The organism is Psychromonas sp., from assembly GCF_047632955.1.
Taxonomy (GTDB): Bacteria; Pseudomonadota; Gammaproteobacteria; order Enterobacterales; family Psychromonadaceae; genus Psychromonas.
Genome location: NZ_JBLIED010000009.1, coordinates 25,291 through 45,774 on the forward strand (window position 1 = coordinate 25,291; position 20,484 = coordinate 45,774).

The following is a 20,484-nucleotide window of genomic DNA, read 5'->3' on the forward strand; positions in this document are numbered from 1 at the left end:
ATTATTCTAAGGTGGAAACACCTTATATAAAATAAAAGGTTAATAAAAATGGAAAAACTAAATCCTTATTTCGGACAGTTTGGTGGCATGTTTGTCCCTCAAATTCTGGTACCGGCATTAAAGCAGTTAGAAGCTGAATTTGTAAAAGCGCAAACAGATCCTGAATTTATAGCAGAGTTGTCTGAATTACTAACCGAATATGCCGGTCGCCCGACGCCCTTAACATTATGCCGCAATCTGACTAAAGGTAAAAAAACCAAACTTTACCTTAAACGTGAAGATTTGCTCCACGGCGGCGCCCATAAAACCAATCAGGTTTTAGGGCAGGCACTGCTTGCTAAACGCATGGGCAAAAAAGAAATTATTGCAGAAACGGGTGCCGGACAACACGGTGTAGCAACGGCATTAGCTTGTGCGTTACTCGGACTGAAATGCCGCGTGTATATGGGTGCGGTGGATTGTGAACGTCAAAAACCCAATGTATTTCGAATGCGTTTAATGGGCGCGGAAGTGATTCCGGTTCATTCTGGTTCATCAACACTAAAAGATGCCTGTAATGAAGCATTGCGAGATTGGGCTGGCAGTTATGATACTGCGCATTATTTATTGGGCACCGCGGCGGGTCCGCACCCTTTTCCAACTATCGTACGCGAATTCCAGAAAATAATTGGTGAAGAAGCCAAACAGCAGGTATTAAAAAAAGAGGGTGTATTACCCGATAAAGTAATCGCCTGTGTAGGTGGTGGTTCTAACGCCATCGGCATCTTCAATGATTTTATAGACGATCCAACGGTTGAATTAATTGGGGTTGAGCCGGGTGGACACGGTATTGAAAGCGGAGAGCATGGCTGCCCGATCTCCTACGGTTCAAAAGGTATCTTCTTTGGCATGCATTCCTTAATGATGCAGGACCAACATGGCCAGGTTAAAGAGTCTTATTCACTCTCTGCCGGACTTGATTTTCCGTCCGTTGGCCCGCAACACGCGCACCTTGCAGAAACAGGACGCGCGCAATATGTTTACGCAACCGATGATGAAGCACTGGACGCTTTCCAGGCCCTTTCTTTAAACGAAGGCATTATTCCCGCCCTTGAGTCGGCTCACGCATTAGCCCACGCATTAAAACTGATTAAACACCATGATAAGGAGCAAATTATTATTGTTAATTTATCCGGGCGTGGCGATAAAGATATCTTTACCGTTGCTAAAATTTTTGAAGAAAGAGGAACTCTCTAATGAGCAAACGTTATCAGGCTTTATTTACCCGCCTTAAAACTGAAAATAAGGGCGCATTTGTTCCTTTTGTGACTGTTGGTGATCCTAATCGCGCCCTCTCTCTGAAAATAATTGATACTTTAGTTAACGCTGGCGCGGACGCCTTGGAGTTAGGGATCCCCTTTTCAGATCCTGTCGCCGATGGTGTGGTTATTCAGGATGCCTCTGTTCGCGCGTTAGATGCCGGTGCGACACCGGATAGCTGTCTGGAAATTATTGCACAAATTCGTCATAAGCATCCGACCATTCCCATTGGTCTATTATTGTATGTGAATCTTGTTTATCGAAATGGTATTGAAAATTTTTATGAACGTTGTGCTAAAGCAGGTGTCGATTCTATACTAATAGCTGATGTGCCACTGGAAGAAAGTGCACCTTACCGCGCTGCTGCTGAAAAATTTGCCATTCACCAGATATTTATTGCACCACCCAATGGCGATCAGGAAACATTACAAAAAGTGGCTGAATACGGACAAGGTTATACTTATTTATTAAGTCGTGCCGGCGTTACCGGCGGACATGCAAAGGCAGGCATGCCCGTTGATCATATGTTAGCGACATTAAATAAATATAATGCGCCGCCGTCACTGCTGGGATTTGGGATTTCCACACCAGAGCAGGTAGGTGAAGCAATAAAACTGGGCGCTGCCGGCGCAATTTCAGGTTCAGCAGTGGTTAAAATAATCGAAAAAAACCAAGATAACCCTGATAAACTGCTTTCTAAGATGGCTGAATTTATCAGCAAAATGAAAGCCGCCACCGATAAAAAATAAACTGGTGAAAATGCAGCGCTTACTTTAAAGTGACTTTGCAGTTTTTATAATAGGAAAGCACATGAAACAATTTTTTGAATTTATTCCGCTGATTATCTTTTTTGTGGTCTTTAAGATGACAGATATTTATATCGCAACGGGATCATTAATGATCTCCATGGGCTTAATGCTCGCTTTTAACTATTACAAAAATGGTAAAGTTGAGAAAATGCATGTAATTACCTTCGTCATGGTGCTGGTATTTGGCACCTTAACGCTGGTTTTACACGATGATGCATTCATTAAATGGAAAGTGACTGTAGTATATGCATTATTTAGTGGAGCGTTACTGGTTAGCCAGTTTGTTTATAAAAAACCGATTATCAAACAGATGCTGGGTAAAGAAATTAGCCTGCCTGCCAATATATGGAGTAATCTTAATATCGCCTGGGCAGTGTTTTTTGCCGTATTATCGGCTGTCAATGTGTATGTTGCATTTAGCTTATCACAGGAGATTTGGGTTAATTTCAAGGTCTTTGGCTTACTGGCAATTACCCTGGCATTTACGCTTTTAAGCGGTATTTATATCTATAAATACTTACCTGCAACGGCAGAAAAAAAGTTATCTGCCGATAAAAAATCAGAGGAATAGAAATGTTATATGTTATTTTTTCACTGGATGTGGAAAACAGTTTAACCATGCGCCAACGGGCACGCCCTGCACATATTGCCCGCTTGCAACAATTAAATGAACAGGACCGTTTGTTTGTAGCAGGTCCGATGCCCGCTATTGATAGCGAAGATCCTGCCGATGCAGGTTTTAGCGGTTCCACTGTTATTGCGGAGTTTGATAATTTAGAAGCAGCACAAAGCTGGGCAGATGCGGATCCTTACGTGGCCGCCGGAGTCTATAAAAAGGTTATCGTCAAACCCTTTAAAAAAGTATTACCTTAGGTAATTAACCTAACAAAAAAGGGACTCAATTGAGTCCCTTTCTTTTTTCTATAAAAAGTTTTTCTATAAAAAATTTCTCATGAAAATATTTATCATCTTAGATTAGTTTGAATGCAGCATACTGTTCAACTCAACCGCACTTTTATTCACTAAACATTCAATCTGTCCGGTCATTGAATTACGGCGGAAAAGTAAATCATCTTTATTGGCAAGTTCACGTGCCTTGGCATAACCCGCTTCTTTACCTTTATTATCAAGCAGTTTTATTTTTGAACCTGCTGTTAGGTATAATCCGGACTCAATAGTACAACGATTTCCAAGTGGAATCCCCAAACCTGCATTAGCACCTAATAAACTGTTTTCTCCGATCGAGATAATCATTTTACCACCACCGCTTAGAGTCCCCATAATAGATGCCCCGCCGCCGATATCGCTGCCTTCGCCAACCATAACACCCGCAGAAATCCGGCCTTCAACCATGCTCACGCCCGTTGTACCGGCATTAAAATTAATGAAGCCTTCATGCATTACCGTGGTGCCTTGACCAACATGGGCGCCCAAACGTACGCGAGAAGTATCGGCAATACGGACACCACTTGGAACAATGTAATCGACCATTTTAGGAAATTTATCAACACAATCAACGCTGAGTGTTTCACCGTTCAAACGCGCTTGTATCTGGCGGTCAGCTAATTCGGCGATATCGATGGCGCCTTGGTTAGTCCAGGCAATATTATGCAGGATACCAAAAATCCCGTCTAAAATTAAACCGTGAGGTTTAACTAAACGATGCGAGATAAGCTGCAGCTTCAGGTAACCTTCGGCAACACTTTTTGGCGCATCATCGGTTGCCAGAATAACTAAGACTAAAGGTTGACTTGATTTTGCCGCTGCAGTTGCAAAATCGGCATTTGCGCTATCATTAGCACCGTTGAAAGCAGCAGCTAAATGTTCAGACATTTCAGCTTTTATTTCAATAACTTCATTACCCTGCTCATAACCTGTGATAGCACCAATAACAGAAACCAGATCATCACTTGGGTTTAAGATTGGGTTAGGAAAGAAAGCTTCAATAATTTTTTGATCGCGGTTTTTTGTGGCTGTGCCAAAAGCAAGTGCAAAAGTCGACATTAATATAACTCCATTTTAAAAAATCAATATAGTGTTTTATTAAATCATAATCAAGATGTGGATTACAGATTTATAGCCAAATCAGTTAAAGATGCAGCAATCCGCATCGGCAACTGATTTGGCTATAGAGGGAAAATAACAATAAATTAATAAGGTCAGTCAGCCGCTCACTGGCGAGGTGTTATTTTCGAACGGCAAAAGAAGACTTTGTTGGCCAGCAAAGCTGAGATAAAAAACAGCAATTCTAATAATAGAGAACAGATCAGTGCAAAGACCAAACCCACGCTGATCGCATTTTTATTGAGGACTATTTCAGCGTTATAGCTGTTTTGCGTTTCCCTGAACAGGGGCGACTTTAACTGCCCGGCTAAAAACAGCAGGCGTTCTAAAAGCGGTGCATTTAAGCGGTCTTTTTGCGCCTGCAGCTCATTAAAACGGTTAAATAGATTTTTGATAACAAAGGCTTCATCCTGGACAAATTTTTCATCACTGTTGAGGTGTTTTGTTACCAGAGCTTGCAGATCACCCGCGAAGTGACGATCGGCAACCCTTTGATACTCCAGTAAATGATTTTTTGCTTCAATATAATGACCATCTAAACGTATTTCATACTGCTGCAAAAAATTGGGAATCTGCAGCCCCAATAACAGCGTCAATGCAAAGACTAGCTTTAAACAGTAACGCCGTAAAAGCGCTATCAACACTTACTTAAATCCCCGTGAACTGCGCAGTGTCTCATAGGCACGTTGGATATTCTGTGCTTTTTCTTTGGCTAAAGTCATCATCTCTTCTGGCAGCCCTTTAGATGCCAACTTATCAGGATGATGCTGGCTCATCAGTTTTCGATAGGCGCGCTTAATCTCTTTATCCGTGGCAATTTTTTCAACGCCCAGTACTTTATAAGAGTCTCCTTCATTAGCCTTTTGGGTTTGTTGCTGCTGACCTTGGTGAAAATGTTGCTGACCTTCCATCATCTGTAATAAACGTTCCAGCTCGAACCTTGAAAAACCTAACTGCTGGGCAATATTATATAAGATAGTTTTTTCATTCTCATCGAGTATGCCGTCAGAATAAGCAACCTGCACCTGAATACCCAAAAACATTTGCAGCAGGTTGCGTTCCCCGCGCACCATCTGAGTAAACTCAGAAAGCGTCTCTTGAAGTGAAAACTGCGCGTCTTTGCCCTGTGAAAAAGAAGCTTGGGCGCGCTCTCTGGCTGCCCCCTGCAGACGCATTTGGTCCATATAGGCGTTAGCAATTTGTATATCGGTTTGTGTTACCTGTCCTTTTGCTTTGGCAACGTGTCCCATCACAGAAAAAGTAGCATTAAAAAATATTTTTTGCCGTTCCTGACTGCTTGCGGCATTACCAAACAAACTGTTTTGAGCACTGAAGTTAGTGGTCATAGCACGATCAAAACGATGTCCCAACCAGATACCCAGCAACATGCCAAAAATATTACCAAACATAAAACCGAAAAATCCGCCGAGTAGTTTTCCCCAAATGCGCATAACCTTACAATACCTTGTTTATTAGAAAGAGAAAGAATCAATATTTTGTTTATTGTGCTTAACTATTGCTTAGTTTGCCTATTTTCCACCTGAAATACAGAACTTTAACATATTTATAAGCAACAAAGATTGGAGCTCGGACAAGTTTGTTCTATTATGGCGAGATCTATTTTACTTTATTTTATTTTAGCTTAGCGTTTTTAATTTCTAAGCAATATTTGTGAGCTATTCATGTTAAAAATATTACCCTCATTACTCTTTTTCTTACCTTTATTTGCACATTCAGCAGAAGAATCCGTGGCAGAAAAAGAAAGCGCACAACCCTATGCTGTAACAAATAAGACGTCAACCTTAGAACAAGCACCTGCAGTTCAAGAAAATGAGACGGAACTTTTTTTCCGTCAGTGTTATGCTCAAGTGCCCTCTATCATCGCGGATCCTAATCCGCTGCCGATTGAACAACAACCTATTAATATTGATGCGCAGAAATTATATGCTGTTCCGAGTCGATTAGTCTATGAAGAAGATGTAAATCTCACCCAGGGGGATAAAAATCTAAGTGCAGATAAGTTAACTTATTACCTTGAACAGGAAAGGATCATTGCCGAAGGCAACGTAAATTTCAATAATGGTCAAGTTACTTTGTCAGCAGACGTAATCGAAAGACAACTCGCCGACAATAAAACCTCTTTGTACCAGACTGATTATCAATTTCACGGTCGGGGAGGGCGTGGCGATGCCGTTAAAGTTTATGATAACGGTGAAGGTTTATATGAGCTGAATAACTCTTCCTATAGCGCTTGTCCGCCTGGAGATAATACCTGGTCCATTGATTCGACAACACTTTATATCGACAATAAAGCCGACACCGCCACAGCTTATAACGCGATACTAAAAATAAAAAATGTCCCGGTTTTTTACCTGCCTTATATTACTTACCCAATTTCGGATAAACGTAAAACGGGTCTTTTATTTCCAAGTTTCGAATACACCAGCACCAACGGTTTTACGGTCAACCAACCCTTGTATCTTAATATTGCTGAAAACATGGACGCTACTATTACGCCAACCTATATGCAAAATAGAGGTACATTACTAGCGGCTCAATATCGTTATCTGTTTGATGTCGGCAGCGGTACAATACAAACAGAATATTTAGGCGATGATAAAATTCGTGAAGAAAACCGTTATCTATTCCATTGGGACCATAACGTAAATTTTGCTAATAACTGGCAATTTAACGCAGATTATAATCGCGTCAGCGATGAGTACTATTTTACGGATATTTCTACTGATTATGGTACTCGAAGTGATAACCAGTTATTACAGACCGCTAATTTAAAATATGTTGAAAACAACTGGAACAGTGAGTTAGAGGTCAGAAGCTTCCAAATATTAGATGATGACAACATACCGCACGAACTGCTGCCTAAACTTGCATTCAGTGCTTATCAACCCCTTAATTATCGTGGTTTACAATTAGATTGGTACTCCGAAATTTCTAAATTCGCCCACAGTGACTCAACGGTTTACACTGGTACCCGTGTCCATTTAGAGCCTAAACTATCCCTGCCTTTATATTATAATTCGCTGTTTGTTAATACTGAGCTTAAGTACATGCTGAGCTATTATCAGCAAGATATAAGCGACGCCACTAAATACGATGATCTAAGCGAAACGGCTACCCGTTATCTGCCTTCGTTCAAAATTCATTCAGGGGTAAATTTTGAACGTTCATTCTCAATGGGAGATGGAGAGTACAAACAAACACTGGTACCGCAAATTCAGTATTTATATGTTCCCTACCAGGATCAATCCGCCATCGGCATTTATGACAGTACGGAGATGGAAGTCGATTATTACGGTTTATTCCGTGACAATAGATTTTCGGGATATGACCGGATTTCAGATGCGAATCAGATAACCTTTGGTGTTTCCAGTAGTTTTATTAACCCGCAGGGCAAAAAGAAAGTACGCTTCGCGCTGGGTCAAAATTATTATTTTACGCCTTCGCAAACCTATGTACCAGATTACGATGACGATGACGATAACGATGAGAATACCGCGAGTCGCTCTTCGCTTATCGGAGAGTTAGATATTAATTTTGAAAATGATTATTTTTTCCATACTGGATTCGCATTTGATTCCGATCAGGGTGAATTTACCAGCTCCAATTTCACGCTGGAGAAACGTTGGAGTACTAATACCTTTGCACAATTAAACTACCGTTATTATGCAAATCAGGAAGATGATGACTGGGACATAAAAATTAACCAGTTGGGGACTAAAGTTAATTGGTCAATCAATTCACAATGGACCTCTTATGCCAGTTACTATTATGATGTAGATTACAATCACGCTTACGAGAGTCTGGTTGGTGTAAAATACCAATCATGCTGTTGGGCAATCAGCTTATCCTACGATCGCTACATGGACTCATATTATGGTGATGAAGATTCAATAAAAGATGATTATGAAAGCGAACAAAGTCTGACACTAAATTTTGAATTAACCGGTTTAGGTGGTGTTGGGGTTAGTTCTGCTAGTGAAAGTTTATTTGATTACGGTCGACCTTTTTACTTACAATAATGGAAATAAAATGAAAGTTATCAAGAATATTATCCTGCCTTTACTTTTTGCGTCTTTAAGCGCAACACAGGTATTTGCCGAGAAAATACCGTTAGACAAAATAGAAGCGGTTGTTAATCAAGAGGTTATTTTAAGCAGTGATTTACAGCGCACGCAACTTGAAATTCAAGAGCGTTATAAAAATAGCGATCAAACGCTACCCACTGGCGATAAATTAACCAAGCAGATCCTTGATAAGTTAATCACTGACCGTTTACAGCTGCAAATTGCAGAGCGTATCGGATTACGCATAAACGATGCGCAAGTTCAACAAACGGTACAGCAAACCGCTGAAAAAGACGGTCTGACTAGCGAACAGCTGCAGGCGAAAATGGAAAAACAGGGCAAAAATTATGCGGCATTTGTGGAAACTCTCCGTGATGAATTGACCATTAATGAAGTTCGTCAAATTGAGGTTCGCCGCCGTATTAGTATTTCTGATCAAGAAGTTGAACAAATGGTAAAACGCCTTAATGCCGAGGGACAAAAAAATACCCAATTTAATTTTGTGCATATTCTTTTTAAATTAGACAAAGAGAGTTCCGCAGCCCAGCAACAGGCGGTTGAAAAAAAGGCACAGGATCTGCTTAAACAGCTCAAACAGGGAGCCGATGCATCACAGTTAGCACTGCTTAACTCTCAAGGACCAAAAGCCACCGAAGGGGGTAACTGGGGATGGAGAACGATCAATGAAATGCCCACTTTATTTGCAGACGTATTTAATGAACAGCAGACTAATAAAGGGGATATAATAGGTCCGTTTAAATCCGACCTTGGCCTTCATATTATTAAGATAATAGATAAAAAAGGTGCCCAAAATGTAATGACCGTTGAAGTCAATGCACGACATATTTTGATTAAATCTAATATCATTCTCAGCGATGATAAAGCACAAAAATTATTGGCGGGTTACCGTCAGGATATTATTAGCGGTAAAAAATCCTTTGCAGCACTGGCGCGGGAGTATTCTCAAGATCCCGGTTCAGCCGTTAAAGGGGGTCAATTAGGCTGGGCAGATCCCAGTATGTATGTTCCTGAGTTTAAACAATTAGCGCTCTCTTTGCCCGTTGGTGAAATCAGCCAGCCGTTTCGTACTATGCATGGTTGGCACATTCTCGAAGTAATGGGTAAACGTAAATCAGATACCACCGAGCAGGCGACCAAACAGAAAGCTTACAGCTTGTTATTTCAGCAGCGCTTTCCCGCAGAAGTTTATGCCTGGATGAATGAAATACGTCAAGAAGCTTATATTAAAATAAATAATCCAAATTATATTATTGAGAAACAATAATGGTAAAGCGTTTAATTATCACCGCCGGGGAACCGGGCGGTATTGGTCCGGATTTAATTCTGCAACTTGCTAAGCAGGCCTGGCCTGTAGAATTAATTATTTGTACAGACAAAACCTTATTAGCTGAACGTGCTTCACAGCTAAATGAACAGGTGACATTGCTTGATTATGATCCGTTGATAGCAGCCGAAGCTAATCAGATTGGCACCTTAAAAGTGGCGCATATTAACCTCCAGGCGCCCGTTGAAGCAGGAAAATTAAACACCCTAAATGCGCAATTTGTTTTGAATACCCTGGCCTTTGCAAGCCGCGGCTGCCTGTCCGGAGAATTTGCGGCAGTTGTCACAGCACCTGTGCATAAAGCGATTATTAATGATGCGGGCGTTGCTTTCAGTGGTCACACTGAATTTTTTGCTGAACAGGCAAGTGTCGAACTGGTGGTCATGATGTTAGCCACAACCGGCCTGCGTGTGGCATTAGTGACAACGCATCTGCCTTTAGCGGATGTTTCCGCCGCTATTACCGAGTCGCGTTTAACTAAAATAATTCACATACTAAATCAAGAATTACAAACAAAATACGCCATCAAGCATCCCCGTATTTATGTCTGTGGTTTGAACCCTCACGCAGGTGAAGGTGGTCATATGGGCCGAGAAGAGCTTGATACCATAGAGCCAACATTAGAGAAATTACGGACAGAAGGGATCAACTTAATCGGTCCCCTGCCGGCAGACACACTGTTTCAGGAAAAATATTTAGCAGATGCGGATGCGGTTTTAGCCATGTATCATGATCAAGGCTTACCTGTTTTAAAATATAAAGGATTTGGAAAATCAGTCAATATCACCTTAGGCCTGCCCTTTATCCGCACCTCTGTGGATCACGGTACTGCCTTAGATTTAGCTGGCACGGGTAAAGCAGATCCAAACAGCTTGTTATGCGCAGTCAATGAAGCCATTACGATGATTCAGAGTACCAATAAATAATAAACCAAGATCATTAAATATCCGTTCTGTTTTGCCGGTTAACTTTACTCGCTAGCCTCGAGCAGAACAATTAATTAATATTTTGGTATAAGCAACAAGGCAAAAAACACATGAATGATAAAACACACTTAGGTCATACCGCGCGTAAACGTTTTGGACAAAACTTTCTCCACGATCATTACATCATTGACTCGATAGTTGCGGCTATTGCACCGCAATGGGAAGACAATATCGTTGAAATAGGTCCGGGATTAGGCGCACTAACAGAGCCCGTTGCAAGCAAAGTAAAATGCTTAAATGTGATAGAACTCGATAGAGATTTGGCCGCTCGTTTAGCAGAGCACCCGGTATTAGGCGATAAATTAAACATCACCCAGGCCGATGCGATGCAGTTTGATTTTGGGCAATTAGCCACTGCAGAAAAACCACTGCGCGTTTTTGGTAACTTACCTTACAACATCTCAACGCCGCTGATGTTTCATCTGTTTGAATATGCAGACAAAATTTCCGATATGCATTTTATGCTCCAAAAAGAAGTGGTTAATCGTCTCTGTGCAGGCCCTGACTGTAAAGCCTACGGACGTTTAACCGTCATGGCGCAATATTATTGCCGGGTTATTCCTGTATTAGAAGTGCCACCGACGGCTTTTATACCAGCGCCTAAGGTTGATTCAGCAGTAGTACGTTTAGAGCCCTATGATACTCCTCCCTTTGTAGCTAAAAACTTAAAATATCTCACCCAGGTTTGTTCAATGGCATTTAATCAACGTCGTAAAACCATTCGTAATGGTTTGCGTGATTTGTTAAGTATTGAACAGTTACAAGAGATTGGTATTGACACAACCAAACGGGCAGAAAATATCAGCGTTGAAGAATACGTTAATATTGCCAATTATCTATATGATTTAAAGGAAGATAAATAAAAATGGCCACCTATATAGTAGGTGATGTTCACGGCTGCTTCGATGAACTGCAAGCATTGCTTGAAGTGGCGCAATTTGAAAAAAATAAAGATCAGCTTTGGCTGACCGGGGATCTTGTCGGACGGGGTCCAAAATCACTGCAAACATTACGTTTTATTAAAAGCTTAGGCGACAGTGCCAAGGTGGTACTGGGTAATCACGATCTGCACCTGTTGGCCATCCATCAAGGCATTCACAGTGATAAGGAAAGTAATAAATTAAGTGCATTATTAAACGCGCCAGACTGTGATGAGTTACTGACCTGGCTGCGGTTACAGCCGCTTTTTCTGCGTCACCCTGAATTTAACTTTGTGATGGTTCATGCGGGCATATCTCCCCAGTGGACTATTGCACAAGCGCAAGGTTATGCCCAAGAAGTGCAAAGCATTTTACACAGTAATGACTTTAAAACGCTGCTTAAAAACATGTACGGCAACCACCCAGCCACATGGAATGATAATTTACAGGGTGTTGAGCGCTTACGTTTTATCATTAACGTATTGACCAGAATGCGTTATTGCCTGTTAGACGGATCATTGGAATTTTATAACAAACTGGCTCCGGAGCAAACCGATAGCTCAGTCCTTAAACCCTGGTTTGATATTAATACTCTGGATCATAGCAGTGGCATAGTTTTTGGTCATTGGGCCTCGTTATCGGGTAGAGAGATTAGAAAGGGGCTGTATGCTTTAGATACCGGCTGTGTCTGGGGAAATAAACTGAGTATGTTACGTTGGCAAGATAAAAAAATATTTTCGGTTGCTTGCCAACATCCTGAAGTCCACGGTAAATAAATCAGTTTATTCGATCTAATGTAACAAACTGATAATTACAGCTGTTTTGCGCATCGCTCTGGTGCGCTTCTTTTTGTATTTCTTGCCAGTTAGCGATCATTTTATAATCGGGAAAGTGCGTGTCCCCCGCTGTTTTTAAATCAATAAAAGTAATATACAAACGGCTAGCCTGTGGTAAAAACCGCTCATAAATCGTCGCCCCGCCGATCACCATCACTTCATCACAATCCTGCACAAGTGCCAGTGCCTGCTCAACGGTTTGCACGCAGCAAACCCCGTCGATGCGAAGATTTTGATCACGGCTTAAAACTATGTTTTTTCTGCCGGGTAACGGCCGCCCGATGGACTGAAAGGTTTTTCGCCCCATAATAATCGGTTTACCTAATGTAACACGTTTAAAAAACATTAAATCAGCAGGTAAATGCCATGGCATTTTATTATCCAAACCAATTACCCTGTTTTCCGCCATCGCAACAATCATTGAAATTTTCATAACTCACCCTGTTCAACTATTTTGCGGGAAGATTACCATATAATACCGCTACAATTAATCTTTCTAGTGGCGCTATTCTGTTAAGGTTGTTAATTTTGTCATCAATATCTCTGCTACTATTTTCTATAATTAAAGCAACCTACAGCAATAAATGCCTTATTTAATGCCTTTACCCCGTGCCTAGGTAGTGTATCTAATGAGGGATTTAATATTATTAATCTTTATATAAACTCGACACTAAAATCTTAAGCTCTTGTTATTGCTTGATTAACCATTTAAAATATTTTTACGGATACCAAGATTAGGGACTAATATGACGATTTCAGTAAAAAAAATAATTTTTACCAGCCTGGCGAGCATCGTTTTTATATTGTGGTTAGTATCAATTTGGTGGGGATTACTCCCGGCCACCTATGATGTAAAAAATAAAGCGATCGCAACAGCCAAAATAAATAACCAGAAAATAGTCCCTGGTTATACAACCACCACCACTTTAATCGATGTCACAAGCTGGTTAATTGACAAACCGGGTGGCTTTTTTTCAAATGATGTCACACCACCGGGATTATTCATGGATAATATGCCGGCTTTTGAATACGGTGTTCTCGAGCAGGTAAGAGATTTAGCATTAGTCATGCGTTTAGATTTTAGCCGCTCACAGTCCCAGTCAACTGGCGATAAAGATTTAGAAAGTGCACAGGAAAAAATCAACATTTCGCACAAAAACTGGGCGCTACCCAGTGCGGAAAGTGAGTACCGTCAAGCCATCGTCTCTCTGGTGAATTATCGGGCACGTTTAGTTGCAAAGGATCAAACTGACGCACAATTTTATACTCGAGCTGATAATTTAAATGCCTGGTTACGGGCGGTGGAAAAACGTTTAGGATCTATTTCCCAACGCTTAAGCTTAAGCGTCGGGCAAGACAGTTATAACACCGCTTTAGCGGGAGATCCCAGTGCCAAGCAATCCACCGAAACCGCACAGCAGACGCAAATAAAAACGCCCTGGTTTCAAATTGATGATGTGTTTTATGAGAGTCGCGGTGCAACCTGGGCTATTTTGCATTTTTTGAAAGCCGTCGAGGTGGATTTTGCCGATGTCTTGGAAAAGAAAAATGCACAAGTCAGTTTAAAACAGATCATTAGAGACTTAGAATCAACGCAGGAAGTTGTCTGGAGTCCGGTTATTTTAAATGGCAGTGGCTTTGGTCTATTAGCAAACCATTCATTAGTGATGGCAAATTATGTATCGCGCGCCAACGCGGCATTGATCGATCTGCGTCGTTTATTAGAGCAAGGGTAAAAACAGCTCGCCTCGGTCATACTGGATCTAATTTGAGCATGGCCGTTTCTGTGCTGAATTCCCGAAGCGGCTGATTTATCGCGAATAATATTCAAGCAGTTTATTGGTTCTTTTGTTATGTGAAGCTATGCAACTTTTTTAGAAAAAAATTAATCATAAAAGATTCACCATTCACTTTTCTTATACTCGAGGTATATATGACCAATACGTTATATTCATTTCGCCGCTGTCCCTACGCAATACGTGCCCGTTTAGCTTTAGCTGTCAGTTCTCAGTCTGTTTTTTTACGTGAAATAATACTTAAAAATAAACCACCAGAAATGCTGGCGCTGTCAAGCAAAGGCACGGTTCCTGTTTTGCAACTGTCCGATGGAACTGTCCTGGATGAAAGTTTAGATATTATGGTTTGGGCGCTGGTAGAGCACGATCCAAAGGGCTGGTTACAGGGCAATTTAATTGAGATGTTAAATTTGATTGATGAAAATGATTTTGAATTTAAAGAGTGGCTCGATAAGTACAAATATGCGGACCGTTTTCCCGAATACTCAGCGCTTTATTACCGCGAGCAGACAGAAGACTTTTTAATGCAGTTAGAAAATCGTCTTGGCAACAATCCTTATCTTTTCGGCCAGCATATCAGCCTTGCCGATATGGCCATCTTACCTTTTATACGGCAATTTTCCGGCGTTGATAAAGAGTGGTTTGAGCAAAGCCCCTATCCGCTTGTAAAGGCCTGGTTAGCTGAGTTTCTCAACTCTCAATTATTTACATCGGTGATGAACAAATACCCAACCTGGCTTGAATCAGAGCAACCAATTAGCTTTCCGTAAACTTTGTGAGATCTGTCTATATTCACAATATACAGGTTTCAGCAAGTCGATAAGGAATAAGACACCAGGCAGAAGAGTGATGATTGAGTATTCTCAATCGGCGGGTTCTGACAACGAAAATTATTCTTTCATCACTTTGATACTTAAGCCTTTTAAAAAAAGGCTTAAGTGGCAGACTATCAAAAACACTATTTTAAAAATCAGTTTAAAAACCAGTTTTTCCTATCTATTTTATTATTAGCGATATAACCTACAATTAAATCACTTAATTAACACCTTGTTAACATCATGTTTAAAAGGGCAGCAAATGTCGCAAGCAATTAAAAAATATAATCGCATCGCTAGACTCCTGCATTGGATTTCAGCCCTGCTGATTATTGGTTTATTCAGTTTAGGCTTGTGGATGGTTGATCTTGGTTATTACAGTGAGTGGTATAATACAGCTCCCTACATACATAAATCAGTTGGCCTGTGTTTGTTTGCCCTGACCCTGCTGCGGCTTGTCTGGAAACTGTTAACCGTCCATCCCAAAATTGAAGGTGAAAAATGGGAAATACAAGCAGCTAAAATAGCCCATTTCACGCTTTACCTTTTATTGTTCACTATTTTTATTGCGGGCTACCTGATTTCAACGGCTGATGGTCGTGCGATCGCCGTATTTAATTGGTTTTCCGTACCCGGTTTCGGCTCATTTATTGAAAACCAGGAAGATATTGCCGGTATTGTTCATTACTATCTGGCATTTACATTGATTGGCTTAGCCGCTTTGCACGCCTTAGCGGCCCTAAAACATCACTTTATTAACAAAGACAATACACTCAAGAAAATGCTTTAACTTAAACTCGAATAGGAAGACATAATGAAAAAATCACTTATCGCAGCTGCACTCAGCACTGCGCTGTTCATGCCAACCTTCGCCAACGCCGCTGACTATAAAATTGATACAGCACACGCTTCAATCAATTTTAAAGTAAGCCACTTAGGTTACAGCTTTATTCAGGGTCGTTTTAACAATTTTGATGGTCAATTTAGTTTTGACGAATCTAATGTTGAAGCGTCTGAAATAACCGTAAACGTCGATACCAGCAGCCTCGATTCAAACCATGCTGAGCGTGACAAGCATATTAAAAGTGACGACTTTATTAATGCCGGAAAATTTTCCGAGGCAAAATTTGTCAGCCAAAAAGTCACTAAAAATGCCGATGGCAGTTTAGCTGTTAAGGGTAATTTAACACTGCACGGAATCACTAAACCTGTCACTATTGATGCTAACTTTATTGGTGCAGGAGAAGATCCCTGGGGCGGATATCGCGTAGGTTTTCAAGGCACTACACGTTTACAACTTGTCGACTTTGGGATTCAGGTAATGGGCCCTGCAAGTTATGTGGACATGCAATTAAACGTTGAAGGCGTGCGTCAGTAAGCTTACTTAAAAATGGTAAACCCGCAAAGGTTTGCCATTTATTTATTCATCTTTGTAGTTGTTTTACCATCTCCAATCACTTCTGCTCTGTAATAAAAACTATCTTCTTGTCCTCCATTTTAACCTCAACCCGGCAGTTATCTGAGAATTCGTTTTGCACAATTTTCATCGCTAATACATTTTCTATCTGGCGTTCCACTTCACGCCTTAAGGGCCGCGCACCATAGATAGGATCAAAACCGTCTGCTGAGAGTTTATCAATCACCGCATTATCGACTTCGAGCACAATTCCCCTGAGCTTCATCCGTTTGACTAGTTCAGCGACAAACATCTCGGCTATCTGACGGACATGATCTTTTTCTAAATAATGAAAAACGATGATGTCATCAAGCCGGTTAAGAAACTCCGGTTTGAAGAACTTCTTAACTTCGTGCATCACCAAATCTTGGGTCTCCTTATAGTTTAGCGAATCCGAATGAATAAATCCGATCGGCCGTTTGTCAGGAGAGAGAGACCCTGTGCCAAGATTAGAAGTGCCAATGATAACGGTATTACGAAAGGACACCTTACGCCCTTTAGCATCGGTCAGTTGCCCGTCTTCGAGAATTTGCAGTAACATATTAAAGACATCGGGATGCGCCTTCTCCATCTCATCTAGCAAAACTACCGTATAGGGGTTATGGCGTACACGTTCGGTTAATTGCCCCCCTTCCCCGTAACCAATGTACCCCGGCGGTGCGCCAATCATTTTCGAGACTTCGTGTCTTTCCATGTACTCGGACATATCCAGACGGATTATTCTTGTTTCATCATCTAATAAAAAGGCCGCCAAAGCGCGCGCGAGTTCAGTTTTTCCGACACCGGTAGGGCCAAGGAACAGGAATGAGCCAATCGGACGCCGACTATTTGTAATACCGGCACGGTTTCGACGAATGGCATCAGCGACGGCGCGCACGGCATCATCCTGACCGACGATCCGCCGATGCAGTTTCTCTTCCATTTTGGCCAGTTTTTCCGATTCTGATTCTACCATTCTCGCGACCGGGATCCCCGTCCAGCGTGCCACCACTTCGGCAATATCATTCTGTGTCACCATCGCGTCTTCCTTGGCCCGCCCCTGCTGCCAATCACTGCGGGCATCTTTAAGCTTCTGGTCGATCTTTAAAATTTCCATCTGCGTTGCAGCAACCTGTTCAAAATTTTGCTCATTAAAAGCGCCGGTTTTATCGTGTAACAAACCCTGATGCTGGCGTTCAAGATCCCGTAAATTGTGCGGAATAGCAGTAAGACGAAGGTGTTTACGCGCGCCTGCTTCATCGATCAGGTCAACCGCCTTGTCGGGTAAACAACGATCTGCAATATAACGTTCGGAGAGTCGCGCTGCAGCTTCAAATGCAGATAATGCATAATGAACATCATGATGCTTTTCATAACGCGGAGCCGCGCCCTGCAAAATAGCAATCGTTTCCTCAACACTCGGCTCCCGGACTAAAATCGGATGGAAACGCCGCTCCAGGGCTTTATCTGCTTCTATATATTTTTGATATTCATCCAGAGTATCTGCACCGATAACCTGCAGGGTTCCCTGAGCCAGCGCGGTCTTCAGCAGACTGGGCGCATCAATACCACCGGATCCGGCATTAGCGCCAACCACAGTATGTAACTCATCAATAAACAGGATAACTTTACCTCCCGCCGCAATAACCGCATCACGGACAGATTTCAAGCGTTCCTCAAATTCACCACGCATCGAAGCCCCGGCCACCAGCTCTCCCATATCCAGCGCCAGCAAACGCTTATTTAGTTGGTTATCGGGCACATCTGCAGCCACAATCCGTTGTGCCAAACCTTCAACGATGACCGTTTTACCCACCCCCGGTTCACCAATCAAGGCGGGGTTGTTTTTCTTACGCCGAGACAAGGTTTGGATAATCAACTCGATCTCCTCCTCTCTGCCGATAACCGGATCTAACTCCCCTCTACGTGCCATCTCGGTGAGATCTTTTGTATAGATATCCAGTACATCAGGTTTTCCTTCTGCATCTTGACTATTAAGCTGATGGCCTTTTCTAATATGCTTTAGAGCCTGACGTGCCTGCTCAACACTAAAATCTTCTTTGCTCAAAATATCGGCAACAGGTCCTGCATTCTTATCAAAAAGAGCAACAAATAAAGTGCCCGTACCAATATACTCATCGCCAAAGTTTTTTGCCTCGTCATAGGCAATCCGGAACACTTCAACTATCTCTTGAGAAGCTAAAATTTGCTTCACCTGTACGTTACTTGCAGGCGGGTAGTTTTGCCTTATCTGGCCAATGATACGTAATGCGGGATCATCTTCATCGGCGAGTAACTCTTTCAAAACCTTAAGTGCTTCACTGTCCGGCTGGGAAAGTAATGCCACCAGCAAAAAATCGGCCGTCAATATGTTCAGCCTTAAGCTGCCTAACTCGGCAAAAGCGACTTCCAAACAGGCAATCACTTTTTGGGTACTCTTCTGCACATAATTATGTAACATGGCTCCTTTTGCCGCCGGGTTATTCCAATCAGGCATAATAAAATTCCTTAGGTTATGATTTCATAAACTTTTACTATCAAGCTATCCGCCGAAAATACCTTACCTGTAATTCTAGTATCCTTAATTAGCCCTGCACTATTATTTTTTAAAGCGCTTGAATCATCCTCCCTTAAATCACCACCCTAAGGATTGGACTATAAGATTATGCAGACTAATATTTAACTAAGCTTGTCTATCAGCGAGGCTGTTTTGCACGCCATTTTCTAATAATTTTCGATAAAATTTCAATAAGGCAGCGCTATCATGGAATATAAAGATTATTACAAAATAATGGGTTTGAAGCGTGATGCTTCAAAGGAGGATATCAAACGCGCATACCGCAAATTAGCACGAAAATATCATCCGGACATTAGCAAAGAACCTCAAGCTGAAGCAAACTTTAAAGAAGTGGCCGAGGCCTATGAAGTGCTTAAGGATCCCAACAAACGCGCAACCTACGACCATTTAGATCCCAATTTAAAATCCTGGCAGCAAGCAGACAAAAATTCAGATTTTGAGTTTAACCGCGGGGAATTTAGCGATCTCCATGGCAGTGCTTTTAGCGATTTTTTTGACGCGTTTTTTGGCCATAAAGATCAACAAACCGATTTTAATCAGAGTGCACAGTTTAATGCTCGTGGGCCGGATCACCATGCCAAAGTACAGGTAAACTTAGAAGATGCCTTTAACGGTGCAACGCGCAGTATTAACCTGCAAACGCAGGAACTAGACAACCATAATACGGTGCAAACCATCCATCGCACTCTTAATATTAAAATTCCCAAGGGAATCAAAGACGGGCAGCAGATTCGTCTTTCCGGACAGGGATCTCCCGGTATGGGAAAAGGGGCAAAGGGAGATCTCTATCTGGAGGTTCATTTTAACCCGCACCCCCTTTACCGACCCGAGAAACAAGACCTGCATATGCAACTGCCAGTGGCGCCCTGGGAAGCTGCCTTGGGGGCAACGGTAAAGCTTCCAACTCCCAGTGGTGTGGTGGATCTTAAAATTTCACCGGGATCAAACAGTGGCAGCAAGCTGCGCTTAAAAGGCCGAGGCATTCCCGGTAATTCAGCCGGGGATATCTATGTCACCCTCAGTATCGTCACACCACCAGCAAGCACTGAAGCGGCCAGGAAACTTTATCAAGAAATGGCAAAGACGATGGCATTTAACCCAAGATCTAAAATGGGGGTATAGGACATGATCAAACAAACCGTATTATCAGGGCTGATTGTTGAAGAAGGTACCATTTTCACTCTGGAGGAACTTAGCCATGCCTGCGGCAAGCCCGTCGAGTGGATTTTAACACTGGTCGAAGAAGGTGTCATTGAGCCGCTTAAAAACGATCAACAGCATTGGCAATTCCGCGGATACTGTCTGCGCCGCGTGCGTATTGTGCAACGACTGGAATCTGATCTCGGGGTTAATCTTGCCGGCGCAGCCCTCGCTTTAGAATTGCTGGAAGAGGTTGAAACGCTGAGAAATAAAATTGCATTGCTGGAGCACTAAAATATTTTACCTTTGAGAAGTGCCATTGTTGGTCAATAAATTTGACCTGCTAAACGCTATTTTGTAAGCTCCTAAAATATAT

Annotated in this window: 20 protein-coding genes; 15 read left to right on the forward strand and 5 right to left on the reverse strand. The window is 41.9% G+C overall.

Annotated elements, in window-relative coordinates:
- The first annotated feature begins 48 nt into the window (after positions 1-48).
- The 4 genes from trpB to ACJAZP_RS08035 all read left to right on the forward strand — a co-directional run bounded on the left by trpB (position 49) and on the right by ACJAZP_RS08035 (position 2,981).
- The gene (gene trpB, locus ACJAZP_RS08020; protein WP_415230221.1) at positions 49-1,236 is read left to right on the forward strand and encodes a tryptophan synthase subunit beta; all 1,188 of its coding nucleotides are present in this window, start codon (positions 49-51) and stop codon (positions 1,234-1,236) included.
- Entirely contained in the window at positions 1,236-2,048 is an 813-nt protein-coding gene (trpA, locus tag ACJAZP_RS08025; protein ID WP_415230222.1) for a tryptophan synthase subunit alpha, read from the forward strand. Before trpB ends, trpA begins: the two co-directional genes overlap by 1 nt.
- A gap of 61 nt (positions 2,049-2,109) precedes the next feature.
- Positions 2,110-2,679, forward strand: a complete 570-nt coding sequence (locus tag ACJAZP_RS08030; RefSeq protein ID WP_415230223.1) for a septation protein A — start codon at positions 2,110-2,112, stop codon at positions 2,677-2,679.
- Between the two features lie 2 nt (positions 2,680-2,681).
- Positions 2,682-2,981, forward strand: coding sequence for a YciI family protein (locus ACJAZP_RS08035; RefSeq protein ID WP_415230224.1), 300 nt, complete (start codon positions 2,682-2,684; stop codon positions 2,979-2,981).
- A 102-nt stretch (positions 2,982-3,083) separates the two neighbouring features.
- On the opposite strand, the gene dapD is transcribed toward ACJAZP_RS08035, so the two are convergent.
- From dapD to djlA, 3 genes are all read right to left on the reverse strand, one after another.
- Positions 3,084-4,112, reverse strand: coding sequence for a 2,3,4,5-tetrahydropyridine-2,6-dicarboxylate N-succinyltransferase (dapD, locus tag ACJAZP_RS08040; protein ID WP_415230225.1), 1,029 nt, complete (start codon positions 4,110-4,112; stop codon positions 3,084-3,086).
- Between the two features lie 167 nt (positions 4,113-4,279).
- Complete coding sequence (locus ACJAZP_RS08045; protein WP_415230226.1) at positions 4,280-4,816, reverse strand: DUF2937 family protein; 537 nt, start codon at positions 4,814-4,816, stop codon at positions 4,280-4,282.
- On the reverse strand, positions 4,817-5,623 hold the full coding sequence (gene djlA / locus ACJAZP_RS08050; protein WP_415230227.1) for a co-chaperone DjlA: 807 nt from the start codon (positions 5,621-5,623) through the stop codon (positions 4,817-4,819).
- Between the two features lie 231 nt (positions 5,624-5,854).
- On the opposite strand from djlA, the gene lptD reads away from it, so the two are divergent.
- From lptD to ACJAZP_RS08075, 5 genes are all read left to right on the forward strand, one after another.
- Complete coding sequence (gene lptD / locus ACJAZP_RS08055; RefSeq protein ID WP_415230228.1) at positions 5,855-8,212, forward strand: LPS assembly protein LptD; 2,358 nt, start codon at positions 5,855-5,857, stop codon at positions 8,210-8,212.
- A 10-nt stretch (positions 8,213-8,222) separates the two neighbouring features.
- Positions 8,223-9,542 carry a peptidylprolyl isomerase SurA gene (gene surA / locus ACJAZP_RS08060; protein ID WP_415230229.1) on the forward strand — a complete coding sequence of 440 codons (1,320 nt, stop codon included), beginning with the start codon at positions 8,223-8,225 and terminating at the stop codon, positions 9,540-9,542.
- Positions 9,542-10,528 (forward strand): 4-hydroxythreonine-4-phosphate dehydrogenase PdxA, encoded by a 987-nt coding sequence (gene pdxA, locus ACJAZP_RS08065; RefSeq protein WP_415230230.1) that lies wholly within the window; start codon positions 9,542-9,544, stop codon positions 10,526-10,528. Before surA ends, pdxA begins: the two co-directional genes overlap by 1 nt.
- 110 nt (positions 10,529-10,638) lie before the next feature.
- Complete coding sequence (rsmA, locus tag ACJAZP_RS08070; RefSeq protein WP_415230231.1) at positions 10,639-11,451, forward strand: 16S rRNA (adenine(1518)-N(6)/adenine(1519)-N(6))-dimethyltransferase RsmA; 813 nt, start codon at positions 10,639-10,641, stop codon at positions 11,449-11,451.
- A gap of 2 nt (positions 11,452-11,453) precedes the next feature.
- A complete protein-coding gene (locus ACJAZP_RS08075) occupies positions 11,454-12,284 on the forward strand; it encodes a symmetrical bis(5'-nucleosyl)-tetraphosphatase (protein WP_415230232.1) in 831 nt (276 codons plus the stop codon).
- A 1-nt stretch (position 12,285) separates the two neighbouring features.
- Here the strand turns inward: ACJAZP_RS08075 and folA are convergent, their stop codons facing one another.
- Positions 12,286-12,777 carry a type 3 dihydrofolate reductase gene (folA, locus tag ACJAZP_RS08080; protein ID WP_415230233.1) on the reverse strand — a complete coding sequence of 164 codons (492 nt, stop codon included), beginning with the start codon at positions 12,775-12,777 and terminating at the stop codon, positions 12,286-12,288.
- A 313-nt stretch (positions 12,778-13,090) separates the two neighbouring features.
- Here folA and ACJAZP_RS08085 point away from each other — a divergent pair, with 313 nt between their 5' ends.
- The 4 genes from ACJAZP_RS08085 (at position 13,091) to ACJAZP_RS08100 (ending at position 16,333) form a co-directional block, all read left to right on the forward strand.
- Positions 13,091-14,080, forward strand: a complete 990-nt coding sequence (locus tag ACJAZP_RS08085) for a DUF2333 family protein (protein WP_415230234.1) — start codon at positions 13,091-13,093, stop codon at positions 14,078-14,080.
- A gap of 197 nt (positions 14,081-14,277) precedes the next feature.
- The gene (locus ACJAZP_RS08090) at positions 14,278-14,910 is read left to right on the forward strand and encodes a glutathione S-transferase (protein WP_415230235.1); all 633 of its coding nucleotides are present in this window, start codon (positions 14,278-14,280) and stop codon (positions 14,908-14,910) included.
- Positions 14,911-15,217: 307 nt separating this feature from the next.
- On the forward strand, positions 15,218-15,745 hold the full coding sequence (locus tag ACJAZP_RS08095; RefSeq protein WP_415230236.1) for a cytochrome b: 528 nt from the start codon (positions 15,218-15,220) through the stop codon (positions 15,743-15,745).
- A 24-nt stretch (positions 15,746-15,769) separates the two neighbouring features.
- The gene (locus ACJAZP_RS08100) at positions 15,770-16,333 is read left to right on the forward strand and encodes a YceI family protein (RefSeq protein WP_415230237.1); all 564 of its coding nucleotides are present in this window, start codon (positions 15,770-15,772) and stop codon (positions 16,331-16,333) included.
- A gap of 76 nt (positions 16,334-16,409) precedes the next feature.
- Here the strand turns inward: ACJAZP_RS08100 and ACJAZP_RS08105 are convergent, their stop codons facing one another.
- Entirely contained in the window at positions 16,410-18,887 is a 2,478-nt protein-coding gene (locus ACJAZP_RS08105) for an ATP-dependent Clp protease ATP-binding subunit (protein ID WP_415230238.1), read from the reverse strand.
- A 267-nt stretch (positions 18,888-19,154) separates the two neighbouring features.
- Between ACJAZP_RS08105 and ACJAZP_RS08110 the strand changes: the two genes are divergently transcribed.
- Positions 19,155-20,090, forward strand: coding sequence for a DnaJ C-terminal domain-containing protein (locus tag ACJAZP_RS08110; protein ID WP_415230239.1), 936 nt, complete (start codon positions 19,155-19,157; stop codon positions 20,088-20,090).
- A 3-nt stretch (positions 20,091-20,093) separates the two neighbouring features.
- Positions 20,094-20,402, forward strand: a complete 309-nt coding sequence (locus ACJAZP_RS08115; RefSeq protein WP_415230240.1) for a chaperone modulator CbpM — start codon at positions 20,094-20,096, stop codon at positions 20,400-20,402.
- The last annotated feature ends 82 nt before the right edge of the window (positions 20,403-20,484 follow it).